Annotated in this window: 9 protein-coding genes; 7 read left to right on the top strand and 2 right to left on the bottom strand. The window is 69.3% G+C overall.

Annotated elements, in window-relative coordinates:
• Window positions 1-4: 4 nt before the first annotated feature.
• The 3 genes from ACTHK2_RS02255 (at window position 5) to ACTHK2_RS02245 (ending at window position 3,779) form a co-directional block, all read left to right on the top strand.
• Window positions 5-1,180 (top strand): MFS transporter, encoded by a 1,176-nt coding sequence (locus ACTHK2_RS02255; RefSeq protein WP_440244069.1) that lies wholly within the window; start codon window positions 5-7, stop codon window positions 1,178-1,180.
• 504 nt (window positions 1,181-1,684) lie between these two features.
• Window positions 1,685-2,545 (top strand): hypothetical protein, encoded by an 861-nt coding sequence (locus tag ACTHK2_RS02250; protein WP_440244068.1) that lies wholly within the window; start codon window positions 1,685-1,687, stop codon window positions 2,543-2,545.
• 10 nt (window positions 2,546-2,555) lie between these two features.
• A complete protein-coding gene (locus ACTHK2_RS02245; RefSeq protein ID WP_440244067.1) occupies window positions 2,556-3,779 on the top strand; it encodes a DUF4785 domain-containing protein in 1,224 nt (407 codons plus the stop codon).
• Window positions 3,780-4,029: 250 nt separating this feature from the next.
• On the opposite strand, the gene epmA is transcribed toward ACTHK2_RS02245, so the two are convergent.
• Complete coding sequence (gene epmA / locus ACTHK2_RS02240) at window positions 4,030-5,010, bottom strand: EF-P lysine aminoacylase EpmA (protein WP_440244066.1); 981 nt, start codon at window positions 5,008-5,010, stop codon at window positions 4,030-4,032.
• Between the two features lie 287 nt (window positions 5,011-5,297).
• Here epmA and ACTHK2_RS02235 point away from each other — a divergent pair, with 287 nt between their 5' ends.
• On the top strand, window positions 5,298-5,711 hold the full coding sequence (locus ACTHK2_RS02235) for a Wadjet anti-phage system protein JetA family protein (RefSeq protein ID WP_440244065.1): 414 nt from the start codon (window positions 5,298-5,300) through the stop codon (window positions 5,709-5,711).
• A 96-nt stretch (window positions 5,712-5,807) separates the two neighbouring features.
• A complete protein-coding gene (locus tag ACTHK2_RS02230; protein WP_440244064.1) occupies window positions 5,808-6,512 on the top strand; it encodes a hypothetical protein in 705 nt (234 codons plus the stop codon).
• Between the two features lie 23 nt (window positions 6,513-6,535).
• On the opposite strand, the gene ligA is transcribed toward ACTHK2_RS02230, so the two are convergent.
• Window positions 6,536-8,899, bottom strand: coding sequence for an NAD-dependent DNA ligase LigA (ligA, locus tag ACTHK2_RS02225; protein WP_440244063.1), 2,364 nt, complete (start codon window positions 8,897-8,899; stop codon window positions 6,536-6,538).
• 95 nt (window positions 8,900-8,994) lie between these two features.
• Here ligA and ACTHK2_RS02220 point away from each other — a divergent pair, with 95 nt between their 5' ends.
• Entirely contained in the window at window positions 8,995-9,837 is an 843-nt protein-coding gene (locus ACTHK2_RS02220; RefSeq protein WP_440244062.1) for a hypothetical protein, read from the top strand.
• A gap of 86 nt (window positions 9,838-9,923) precedes the next feature.
• Window positions 9,924-12,149: a M14 family zinc carboxypeptidase gene (locus ACTHK2_RS02215; RefSeq protein ID WP_440244061.1), complete on the top strand. Its 2,226-nt coding sequence runs from the start codon at window positions 9,924-9,926 to the stop codon at window positions 12,147-12,149.
• Window positions 12,150-12,520 lie beyond the last annotated feature (371 nt).

The raw sequence follows: 12,520 nt of genomic DNA, 5'->3' as shown, positions 1-12,520 counted from the left end.
CCGCATGACCACCGAGCCGATTCCCGCGCGCCGCCTGGCGAGTTTCTATCTCGCCTACTACGCCGCGCTCGGCGCGTTCTCGCCGTACTGGAGCCTGTTCCTCAAGGCGCGCGGCCAGGACGTCGCCGCGATCAGCCTGCTCATGAGCCTGTGGTACGGCACGCGCATCGTCGCGCCGAGCAGCTGGAGCTGGCTCGCCGCACGTTCCGCGGCGCCCGTGCATTGGCTGCGCATCGGCTGCGCCATCGCCCTCGCGAGCTTCGTGCCATTCGTGCTTCCGCTCGATTTCGGCGGGTTGTTCGCGACGATGGTCGTGTTCTGCTTCGCCTGGAACGCGGTGATGCCGCAGTTCGAGGCGCTGACCCTCTCGCACCTCGGCGCGCGCAGCGAACGCTACGGCACGATCCGCGTCTGGGGTTCGATCGGCTTCATCGCCGTCGTCGCCGGTTTCGGCGTCGCGTTCGACCACGTCGCTGTCACCTGGCTGCCGTGGTTCATGCTGCCGCTCTTCGTCGGCCTCGTCGCGAGCAGCTTCGCCAACGACTACGGACCGGCGGCGATCGCCGCTTCCGGGTCCGGCAGCGACTTTCGCGAGCGCCTCCTGCGGCCCGAAGTCCTCGCGTTCTTCGCGGTGACGTTGCTCGCGCAGATGTCGTTCGGCCCCTACTACACGTTCTTCTCGATCTACCTCGAACAGCACGGCTACCGGCCGTCCACGCTCGGCGCGTACTGGGCGATCGGCGTCGCCGCCGAAATCGCGCTGTTCTTCGCCTCGGCGCGCATCTTCGGCCGCTGGGACGCACGCACCGTGCTGCTCGTCGCGCTCGTCTCCGCGGCGCTCCGCTGGTGCGTCACCGCGCTGCTGCCGGAGAACGTGCCCGTCATGGTGCTCGCCCAGGCGACCCATGCACTCAATTTCGCGGCGCTCTTCGCCGCCTGCATGCAACTGCTCGCCCGCTTCTTTCCCGGGCGCATGAATGGGCACGCGCAAGGGGTGTTCTACGGCTTCTCGTCGGGCGGCGGCGGCGTACTGGGCGCCTGGCTGGCCGGCGCGCTCTGGCACGTTGATGGGGGCCGCACGGCATTCCTCGCCGCCGGCGGCATCGCTACGCTTGCGGCGGCGATCTGTTTGGGCGCGCTGCGTGCGGGCGCTTCGCGCGAAGGCCGAGGGCCGGGCTGACGGCGAGGGCTGATGGCTGATGGCTGAAGCATCGCGATCGGCGATGGGTCGACGTTCCCGCCTGTCATCCGTTCGCCCTGGGCGCGGGTCGAAGGCCTAGTCGAAGGGCCGGCGTCCGGAACACTCCCCTGGTCTCGCAGGCGCTTCGACCTCCGCCCGCTTACGCGGGCTACGCCCGGCGCGAACGGCATGGCAAAGACCCTTGGCTCACGACGAACGCGTGAACCGCAGCTTCTCGCCCCTCGCCACTCAGCTCAATGCATCACACCCGGGGCATCGCACCGCGTGCGCCGCAAATGCTGCACCCGCAAATTGACGCCGGCTTTCCACATCGATACCTTCATCAATACGCAGCCGTACGGAATGGGGAGATCCCGTCGGCGCGTGCTTTCCGTTCATGCTCCGGCCGCGTCGTTCGACGGCCGCAGGGACGCGTTCCGCCACGAAACGCCGTGGGCCCGAAACGGTCGCGCGCCCTGCCGCGCGGCCAGGGAGGGAGAGGACATGCTACGTACCGCTTTCGCGCTGCTGCTCGCCGCAGCCGCTACGACCGTGCGCGCGGCCACCGCCACCACCGGTGTCGCCTTCGTCCATGGCACGGGCAGCCAGACCGACGCCTACAACGACTACTGGCAGCCGGCGATGGTCAACTCGGTTCGCCAGGGGCTCGTCAACCAGGCCAACTACGTCGTCATCAACTGCGACTTCAACCAGTACATGTGGGACAGCCGCGCGGCAGGCTGCCTCGCCGGCCAGCTCACGAGTTTCATCAACAGCCGCGGCATCACCGATCTCGTCGTCGTCACGCATTCCAACGGCGGCAACGTGATGCGCTGGATCATGTCGAACCCGACGTACGACAGCCGCTATCCCGCGATCATCAGCAAGATCCGCTGGGTCAATGCGCTTGCGCCGTCGAGCGCAGGCACGCCGCTCGCCAATGCGGTGATCGCCGGCAACGTGTTCGAAAATGCAGTCGGATGGCTGCTCGGCTACCAGAGCGACGCAGTGCGCCAGCAGCAGACGAGCTGGATGGCCTATTACAACCAGAACAACCTCTACGGCACGTCCGGCCGCCCGGCCCTGCCGAAAGGCTTCTGGGACGTGGTCGGCAGCGACGTCGAAACCGCGGTGTGGGATTCGGACAGCTACTGCGGCGGCTACACCCTCAACGTCGGCCTCGAGATCACGCAGGCATGGCTCAGCAGCTGCTCGGACGGCTTCATCGAATGCAGCAGCGCGGCGGCGGCAGGACGCGTGTGGTTCTACGACACCGCCCGCATGGCCGGCGGCGAACCGCTCAGCCACAACCAGAGCCGTCGCGCCTGCTTCGGCCTCGACACCATCCTGCGCAACGACCTCTGAGGAAACGATCATGTCCATTGCACAGCACCGTTCGTTGTCCCTCGCGGCCCTCGTGACGTTCGCCGCCGGCGCGTTCCCCGCGGGCGCCCAGGCGGGCGAATCCCTGCACCTGCTCGCGCGCGCGCCGCACGACCTCGTCGCCACGCAACTCGTCGGCCGCACGGCACGGCTCGATACCTCGAATCTCGATCGCGCGCCGGTCGCGCTGTCGTGGCCGCTCGACGCGGCACAGGCTCTCGACGCGGCTCCGCGCGCGCATGTCGCCGAAAGTCGCGAATACTGGATCGATGCGAGCGAAGCCGAGCTTCAGCGCGGCATACGCCTCGCACTGAGCGCGCCCGGCGCACTGGTGCGCCTGAGTCCGCATGGCGGCGACGCCCGAGCGGCGATCGCCGCGAGCGACGTGCAATTGCGCGTCGATGGGCACCACCTCGACAATGCCACCGCGATCCGCAGCGCGGGCGACGTCGACGCGTTGCGCGCTGCCGGCATGGACGTGCCGCAGGGGAGCCTCGTGCTGCGACTCGCCGATGTGGTCGGCGCGGGCAACCTCGACCTCGCGGTGCCGACCGCGCGCGGCAGCTACCTCGTGCACGTATTCGAACCGGACAGCGCGCTCGTGCTCGCGATCGCGGCGGACCGCGACGGAATTGCCGGCGGCGATACGCTGCGTATTCGCGCGAACCTCGGGGGCGCAGCACTCGATCGCCTGGGCGGCCTCGTCAGTGCACCGGACGGAACGAGCCAGCCGGTCGATTTCGTGCGCCAGAAGGACGGCAGTTATCTCGCCGGCGTCACGCCCGACGTCGCGCATGCCGGTGGTCCCGGCCTGTGGGAAGTCCACGCGTTCGGCGTCGCGTCCGGCCCGCTCGCGATCCCGCGCGACGCGAAGACCGCGTTCGCGGTGAGCCTCCCGGTCGCGCGGCTCGACGGCAGCGTCACGCGCGTGGACGCGAGCGGCATCGCGCTCTCGGTCGGCATCGAAGTCGCCGTTGCGAGCCGCTACGGCGTCAGCGGCGTGCTGTACGGCACCGGTGCCGACGGCGCGCTGCATCCGGCCGCGCTCGCGCAATCGGCCGCATGGCTCGATGCCGGCCGTGGCCGGGTCGAACTGCGTTACGACACCACGGCGATCGCACTCGGTGCGCCGTGGGAACTGCGCGACTTGCGCCTCGTGAACCAGGCGGACATGAGCCTGCAGGAGCGCCGCGAGCGCGCACTGGCGCTGCGCTGATCCACTCCATGGCCGCCGCTGCACGCGGCGGCCATGGAGGAGGCGAGCGCGTCGTTTCGCGGGTCCGCCGCCCGCCGGCATGAGTCCGATTGCGTAGGGGAGGTACGCGAATCGCGCATGCCGCCGTTCTTGCGGCCACGCGCTTGCGCTTGGTCCGCGGCGCTTCGGCGGGACTCGCCGCTGCGCGGCTCGACCCGCCCTACGCGGCTCCTCCCGCCCTGGCGGCTCCGCCCTAGCGGTTCGACCCGCCCTACGCGTCGGCGAACGGGAATGCGAGTACGTCGGCGATCGCATCGGTACGCGCCAGGCACATGAGCAGGCGCTCGATGCCGAGTGCGACTCCGGCGCAGGCGGGCATCGACGGCAATGCCGCCAGCAGCCGCTCGTCGAGCGGTACTTCGCGTTGGCCGCGTTCGCGCCGGCGCAGATTGTCGCGCTCGAAGCGTGCGCGTTGTTCGGCCGCGTCGGTGAGTTCGTGATAGCCGTTGGCGAGCTCGTACGGCCCCAGGTACAACTCGAAGCGCTCGGCCACCGGCGGGTCGTCGTGGCGGATCTTCGCGAGCGCGGCCTGGCTCGGCGGGAAATCGGTCACGACCGTGATGCGATCGCGCGGAAACGCCGGCTGCAAGCGATGCGTGAGCAGCAGGTCGAGCCAGTCGTCGCGCGCCAGGCCCTCGCCTTCGATGCGCACGTCCGCGAGCGGCGCCTGCAGCGCATCGAGCGATGCCGTGAACGGATCGATGCCGACGCCTTGCGCGAACAGATCGCGATACGAATAGCGGGTGACCTCGGCGGAACATCCCCTGGCCGCGAGCGCGGCCTGCACGAGCTCGACCGTTTCCTCGACGAGCCGCTGGTGATCCCAGCCGATGCGATACCATTCGAGCATCGTGAACTCGGGGTTGTGGCGCCGGCCTGCTTCGCCGTTGCGGAATACACGGCCCAGTTCGTAGCAATCGCCGATGCCTTCGGCGAGCAGGCGCTTGAGCGGAAATTCCGGCGACGTGCGCAACCAGCGCTCGCGCGTGCCTGCGTCCGCCCTGCCCGTGAACGCCGTACTGAAGCTCTCGATGTTCGGCTCGGTGTTGCCGGCCGCGCCGAGCATCGGCGTCTCGACCTCGAGCACGCCGCGCGCCGCGAAGAAGGCGCGGACCAGCGCATACAGCGATGCGCGCGAGCGCAGGGCGGCGACCTTGCGCGTATCGCCAAGGGGAACGATGGTGGTGTTCATGTACGTTGTCGAGGCGATGGCGGACCCGCGCGATGCCCGCGCAGTGTACGCGTCTGCATCCCGTCGACGCCTGAAATCCATGGGCGAAACCATGTAGCCTACCGCTCTTCCGCCACTGCGGCACACGTACGAAGGGGATTTGGACCGGGCATGACGGAGAAGGATCATCCGCTGCTGTTCTCGCTCGTTCCATCGGGCCTGTCGGCCCGCTCGCCTCACCCAACCGCGAGCACCACTGGCTGCTGCTGTGCCGCCTGTTCGACGAATTCTTCGGCCCCGACGCGCCGATGCCGCCGAGCCAGGGCATCGCGCGCCGCGAAATCACCGCCGCGATCGAGCGCTACCTGCTCAGCGACGACCCGTGGGAGGACGAGGAAGGCGAACCGCCGGATGCACCGCTGAACGTGCGTGCGAATGGGATCTACGAACGCTTCCGCGCCGCGGGATGGTTGCGCCAGGACCGCGTCGGCGCGCGCGAGATGGTGTCGATGGTGCGCCTGGTCGCGCAGCTGTTGTCCACGCTGCTCGAGTTCGGCGAACAGGGGCCCACCTTCGTCGCCGCCAAGGTCCGCAGCCCCGGAGTCGAAGGGCGTTCGAATCCTCGCGCGCGTCGCGCTTCCGCTCGCTGCGCGAGCTGCGCTCGAGCGAACGGGGTATGTGAGTGCAGATCGGCGTGCCCTCGCCACTCGCCCCGCAGGTGACCAGCGCACCGGCTTCACGCACGCGGACTCCGGTCGCGCTCCGCCGCCGCGGCCGCTACCCTGTAGCGTGACGCGGCTGGCCGGCGGAGTTCGTGCATGCGTAATCTCGATTTCAGCTCCTGGCAGGCCCTGCTCTCCACCCTGCTCGGGCTCGCCGTGATCACCCTGATCGGCGTCGGCATCCGCCTGCTCGCGATGCAGACGATCCAGCAGCGGCGCGAGCGCGAGAACCGGCAGATCAACGAGCGCCTGCGCACCCTGATCGCCGCGTACAAGACGCTCGGTGGCTCGTTCACGGGCGACCTCGCGGTCGACCCCACGCACCTGCGCGACCTGCGCCGGGTGGCGGAGCAGGAAGGGGGCGGACCGGCCGGCAGCGATCGTACGCGACGCATGCGCGACGCGGTCGAGGCCGCGTTGTCCGACATCATCCTGCTCGGCACCGAGGAGCAGGTGCACCTCGCCGCGCGTGCAGCGACCGAGCTCGCCGAAGGCCGCCCGATCCACACGCACGATCTCGTCGTGTCGCTGCGAAATTTCGTGCGCGAGGCGCTCGACCTCGATCCGATTCCTGCGTCGGTCGCGATCCCGCGCCAAGGCCCGACACGCCCGGGCAGCGGTGGCGGCGGAGGCGGTGGGCGCGGCAAGGGCGACGGCGACAAAGGCGAAGGGAGAAGCGGGCGCGGCGGAGGCGGTGGCGGTGGCATGGGCGCCGGCATGGGCCTCGGCGCCGGCATCGGCTTCGGTTCGGGCCATCTGCGCGACGACGCCGACACGGACGACGGCGCGTCCCCGGGCTGAGGCCGCGAGAGCGGTTCGCCGCGTCAACGCGCCGCGTGCTTCGCCAGGAATTCGAGCAGGCGCTGCTCGTCCCAGATCTCCACGCCCAGTTCCTGCGCCTTGTCGAGCTTCGAACCCGCTTCCGTGCCGGCAACGACAAAACTCGTCTTCTTCGACACGCTACCCGCGACCTTCGCGCCAAGCGCCTCGAGCGTCGACTTCGCGTCGTCGCGCGTGAGTGCGGCGAGCGTTCCGGTGAGCACGACGGTCTGCCCTTCGAGCACGCCCTCTCGGGCATTCGCCGCGGCGGGCACCGCCTTCCGCAGGTGCTCGAGCGCACGCGCGCAACGCTCGAGCAGTGCGCGCCCCGCCGCGTCGTCGAGGTAGTCACGCAATGCAGCCGCGGTGTCGGCCGGCAAGCCCGCGGCGACGAGCGCATCCGCGTCCGCCGCGATCACCGCGTCGATCGAATCGAACGCGGCTCCGAGTTGATCCGCACGCTTGGCGGTGAGCTTGGGGATCTCGGCCTGCGCGAGCACATTGGCGAAGTCGAGCTGGCGCGCGAGCTTGGGCGACGGCGCATGCGCGTCGGTCACCTCGACGCCGCGCGCGAGCAGGTCGTCGATGACCTGCTGGTTGCCGGGCTGCTGGAAGAACGCGTCGATCGCTCGCGCGACCTCACCGCCGATGTCGGGCACGAGCTTGAGGATCGGCCACGGCAGGTGACGCACGCGTTCGAGTTCGCCGAACCACGTCGCGAGCACCTTCGCCGTGCTCTCGCCGACATGCTCGATGCCGAGCGCGTAGAGGAAGCGCGCGAGCGTGGTGCGCCGGCTGTGGGCGATCGCCTCGATGAGGTTCTCCGCCCACTTCGTCGCGACCTTGCCCGCCTTCACCGTTTCGGGCGTCGTGCCGTCGCGCTCGTCGGCGCGGCGCTTCATCTCCAGCAGGTCGTCGAGACCGAGTGCATAGAGGTCGGCGACCGAGCGCAGGTAGCCAAGATCGCCGAGGTCCTCGATGTAGCGCTCGCCGAGGCCGTCGATGTCCATCGCGCGCCGCGACGCGAAATGGAACACCGCCTGCGTGCGTTGCGCGGCGCAGGTGAGTTCTCCGGTGCAGCGCGCGACGGCTTCGCCCTCCTCGCGCACGATGTCCGAACCGCAGATCGGGCAATGGCTCGGCATGTGCCACGGCTTCGTGCGCGCGGGGCGCAGCTCGGGCACGACGCGCACGACTTCCGGGATCACGTCGCCCGCGCGGCGCACGATCACGGTGTCACCGACGCGCACGTCCAGCCGCGCGACCTGGTCTGCATTGTGCAGGGTCGCATTGGTCACCGTGACGCCGCCGACGAACACCGGCACGAGCTTCGCCGCGGGCGTCGCCGCGCCGGTGCGGCCGATGTTGACGATGATCGCCTCGACGACGGTCTGCTGCTCCTGCGCGGGGAACTTGTGCGCGATCGCCCAGCGCGGCGTGCGCCCGACGAAGCCGAGTTCGCGCTGCGCGGCGAGGTCGTCGAGCTTGTAGACGACGCCGTCGATGTCGAACGGCAGCGCATCGCGGCGCTCGCCGATGCGCCGGTAGTATTCGAGGCAGCCGCGCGCGCCGCGCGCGGTCGAGACGAGTTCGCTGACCGGGAAGCCCCAGCCGCGCAGGGTGCGCAGGACCTCGGAATGCGACGACGGCAACTCACCGCCCTGCACTACGCCGAGCGCGTAGGCGTAGAACGCGAGCGGCCGCTGCGCGGTGATGCGCGGGTCGAGCTGGCGCAGGCTCCCCGCAGCGGCGTTGCGCGGGTTGATCAGCGGCTTGATCGCGCCATCCGACGCGCGCGCCTTTTCGTTGTACGCCTCGAAGCCCGCGCGCGGCATGTAGACCTCGCCGCGCACCTCGAGCACGGCGGGCCAGCCTTCGCCGCGCAAGCGCAGCGGGATCGCCTTGATCGTGCGCAGGTTCGCGCTGACGTCCTCGCCCTCCTCGCCGTCGCCGCGCGTGGCGCCGCGCACGAACACGCCGTCTTCGTAGCGCAGGCTGATCGCGAGGCCGTCGAATTTCGGCTCGACCGAGAACGACGGGTCGGCGGCATCGACGCGCTCGACGATGCGGCGCACGAAGTCCTCGACTTCCCCGTCGCTGAACGCGTTGGCGAGCGACAGCATCGGGACGTCGTGGCGCACCTTGGCGAATGCGTTCGACGGCGCCGCGCCGACGCGCTGCGTCGGCGAGTCCGGCGTCGCCAGCTCCGGGTGTTCGGCTTCGAGCGCTTCGAGTTCACGCATGAGGCGGTCGTACTCGGCGTCGGCGATGTCCGGCTCGTCGAGCACGTGATAGCGGTAGTTGGCGTCTTCGATGCGCGCTCGCAGCTCGGCGGCGCGCGCGGCAAGATTCGGGCGCGGCGGGTTCATCCCTGGAGTGTAGCGGCTTGCCGCAGGGCGGCGTGACGCTGGGGGTTCAGGCACGGCAGACTTCCGCGCGCATCGCTTGCCCCGAGGACTCCCCGATGGCGAAGAAAGGCTGGGCCGCGTTCCCGCACCCGGACAAGGCATTCGACTACGCCGGCGACAGGCTCGCCAAGGCGTGGAAAGATCTTCACGCGGGTGACCAGGAGCCGTTTCCCGACGAGAAGCATGTCGCCGCATTGCTGAAGAAGCGGCCCGGTCTCGGCAAGGACGCGGGCGCGATCGCGACGAGGCTGCAGGATGCATGGCGCGCATTCCATCGCGGCGATTTCCACCAGGCGTACGACGCGGGCGTCGCGCTGAAGGCGCTCGGCGCGTCGGTCGCGATCAAGGCCGGCGGTATCCACGCGACCTACCTCATCGACGACGACAAGGCGAAGACCGCGCGCTACGAGGAACTCATCGCGCTCGCCGAGGCCGCCGTCGCCGCCCTGCCCGACGAGGCGAACAGCCACTACCGGCGCGCGTTCGCGATCGGACGGCTGAGCCAGACGATCTCGATCACCAAGGCGCTCGCCCAGGGACTCGCCGGCAAGGTGCGCGAATCGCTCGATGCCGCACTCGAACTCGCGCCCAGGCACGCCGAGGCGGAAACTGCACTCGGCCTCTACCACGCCGAAATCGTCGGCAAGGTCGGCGGCATGCTCGCCAAGCTCACCTACGGCGCGAGCGCGAGCGAGGCGGAGAAGCATCTGAAGCAGGCGCTGAAGCTCACGCCGGCCGCGCCGATCGCCTGGGTCGAGTACGGCAACGGCCTGCTCCTGCTGCACGGCGACAAGCGCGAGGACGAGGTCGCCGAAGCCTGGGACAAGGCCGCGAAGCTGAAGCCGCGTGACGCGATGGAAGCGCTCGACGCGCACTGGGCGCGCGAGCAGATCGAGTAGCGGGCGCGCATCACGGAACGCCGCGCTGCGGCGTGGCGGCCGGCGGGCGTCCTGCTAGGATCGAGGGATTGCCCGAGGGACCATCCATGCGCAAGACCCTGCTGACGCTGGCGATCGCCGCTGCCGGCGTCACCGTCGCCCACGCCGACGAATGGTTCGTCGAGGCTCATTTCCCGGACCAAGCCGCCCTGGTGCGTGGTGCGGCCCTGTTCCAGCATGTGATCGTCGATACCGAACGCCAGGTGCTGCGCGTCGATACCGACGACGAGGGCATCCGCCAGCTCGAAGAGGCCGGCCTCACCGTCTCGATCGACGCGGCCGACACCGCGCGCATGCGCAGCTTCTACGCGACGATACGCGACGCGATCGACGCGCGCACGCCCCAGTTCACCGATGGCGGCTATCCCGGCATTCCCGGCTATACGTGCTATCGCACGGTCGAAGGCACGTACCAGACGATGGACGACCTCGCCGCCGTGCATGCCGACCTCGTCGAAGTGCATTCGATCGGACCGAGTTGGCGCAAGACCCAGAATTCGGCGCAAGGCTACGAGATGCGCGCGCTGCGCGTGACGAACCTCGCCACCGCCGCAGCGGACCCGAATCGCCCGAAGATGGTCGTGTTCGGCTCCATCCATGCGCGCGAGTACACGCCGGCGGAACTGCTGACGCGCATGGCCGAATGGCTCGTGCAGGGTTACGGCACCGACCCGGAAGCCACGTGGCTGGTCGACCATGTCGATTTCCGCTTCGTGCTGCAGGCCAACCCCGATGGACGCAAGAAGGCCGAAACGGGTCTTTCCTGGCGCAAGAACGCCGATACCGCCAACGGCAATTGCACCCAAAATGCGAACTGGGCGGGCATCGACCTCAACCGCAACTTCCCGTTTCACTGGAACATCACCAATGGTCAGGGGTCGAGCGGCAGCAAATGCGATGAGACCTATCGGGGTCCGACGGCCGCATCCGAACCGGAAACGCAGAACCTCGTCGCCTACGTTGCCGGTACGCCTGGCACCAGCGGCGCCTACAGCGGTGGCGTGCTGCCCGACCGACGCCCCGACGACGTGAGCGTCGCCTCGCCCGACGACTACGCGGGCCTCTTCTTCGACATCCACAGCTATTCGCAGCTCGTGCTGTGGCCGTGGGGCGACACGACGAATGCCGCCCCGAATCGAACCCCGCTGCAGACACTGGGCCGACGCCTGGCCTGGTTCAACAATTACACGCCGGAACAGTCCGATTCGCTGTACCCGACCGACGGCGCGACCGACGACAATTTCTACGGCACGCTCGGCGTGCCGGCGTACACGATCGAGCTTGGCGTGCAGTTCTTCGAGTCGTGCAGCACCTTCACGTCGACCACCTACCCGAAAAACTTCGCGGCACTGCGCTACGCCGCACGCGCGGCCGCCGCACCGTTCCGGTTGCCGGGCGGACCTGATGCCTATGGCATCACGGCGAGTGCGCCGGCGACCGGTGCCGGCGGGCCGTACACGACGATTTCGGCGACCATCGACGACCAGCGCTACAAGTCCGGCACGCAGACGTCGTTCCCGATCCGCGCCGCGAACGCCTATATCGATCGGCTGCCGTGGGAACCCGGTGCCGCGCCGATTGCACTGGCCGCCGTCGACGGCGCATTCAACGGCACCACCGAAACCGTACGGGGCGACCTTGGCCTGACCGGCCTAGCACCCGGCCGGCACATCGTCTACGTCCAGGGCATCAACACGCTGGGCGGCGGCAACGGCACGCCGGGCACGCCGAACGCGGTGTTCGTCGATGTGCCCGATGCGCCGCAGATGGTCACCGCCACGCCGCAGGTCGTCGGCATCGGATCGATCGATCCGTCGATGCCGCAGTCGGTGACGCTCGGATCCACGCTCCCGTTCACCGTGACGCCGGGCATCGGCCAGCACATCGAGAATGTCGGCGGCTGCCCGGGCACGTTCACCGCGCCGATCTACTCGGCCGGTCCGCTGGTCTCCGATTGCACGCTGACAGCGGCCTTCGCGCCGGATGAGTTCGCGATCGGCGGCACGGTCGATGGCCTTTCCGGCAACGGCCTCACGCTGTCCCTCAATGGCGGCTCACCCGAATCGGTGGCGCCCGACGCGACGAGCTTCGCGTTCGCGGGCACCCTGCCCTACGGCTCGGCGTACGAGGTCACGATCATGGCCCAGCCGGCATCCCAGGCCTGCACGGTGTCCAACGGCAGCGGCACCGTGGAGGCCGCCGTCACCGACATCGCGGTCTATTGTGCCCCCGACGCGAGCGACATCATTTTCCGCGACGGCTTCGAGCCCTGAGGCAGTCGCGGCCTCATCACGTCTACGGCGAGCGCGGTGCCGCCGCGCCGACGCTGCGGGCTGATCCCGCCCGAGGTGCTGGGAGAGCAAGAGCAAACGCCGAAGCAAAGGCCGTCATTCCGGCGCAAGCCGTAATCCAGCTCTTCGTATCGAAGCCGGAGATGCTGGGTCCCGGCTTTCGCCGGGACGACGACGGGTGAGGCTCCTTCCTCTTGCTCCTGCTCTTCCCGCTCCTACTCTTTCCGCTCCTGCTCTCTTCTCGCTTCCGCTCTTGCTCGTGCTCCACCGGGGTCCCCTCGTCGCCGGCGGGCGGCGGCCGAAAGGCCCGAAGGGGGCGCGCGAGGGATCGCGTGCCGTGCACCGTCAGCGCA

This window comes from Dokdonella sp. (genome assembly GCF_051958935.1).
Lineage (GTDB): Bacteria > Pseudomonadota > Gammaproteobacteria > Xanthomonadales > Rhodanobacteraceae > Dokdonella_A.
The sequence above is the reverse complement of the archived record's forward strand: the minus strand, read 5'-3'. Positions and strand labels throughout refer to the sequence as shown.

Coding starts and splice junctions, on each gene's coding strand:
- ACTHK2_RS02245 (WP_440244067.1), top strand. CDS start 2,556: ATGTCCATTGCACAGCACCGTTCGTTGTCCCTCGCGGCCCTCGTGACG.
- ACTHK2_RS02250 (WP_440244068.1), top strand. CDS start 1,685: ATGCTACGTACCGCTTTCGCGCTGCTGCTCGCCGCAGCCGCTACGACC.
- epmA (WP_440244066.1), bottom strand. CDS start 5,010: ATGAACACCACCATCGTTCCCCTTGGCGATACGCGCAAGGTCGCCGCC.
- ACTHK2_RS02220 (WP_440244062.1), top strand. CDS start 8,995: ATGGCGAAGAAAGGCTGGGCCGCGTTCCCGCACCCGGACAAGGCATTC.
- ligA (WP_440244063.1), bottom strand. CDS start 8,899: ATGAACCCGCCGCGCCCGAATCTTGCCGCGCGCGCCGCCGAGCTGCGA.
- ACTHK2_RS02255 (WP_440244069.1), top strand. CDS start 5: ATGACCACCGAGCCGATTCCCGCGCGCCGCCTGGCGAGTTTCTATCTC.
- ACTHK2_RS02235 (WP_440244065.1), top strand. CDS start 5,298: ATGCCGCCGAGCCAGGGCATCGCGCGCCGCGAAATCACCGCCGCGATC.
- ACTHK2_RS02230 (WP_440244064.1), top strand. CDS start 5,808: ATGCGTAATCTCGATTTCAGCTCCTGGCAGGCCCTGCTCTCCACCCTG.
- ACTHK2_RS02215 (WP_440244061.1), top strand. CDS start 9,924: ATGCGCAAGACCCTGCTGACGCTGGCGATCGCCGCTGCCGGCGTCACC.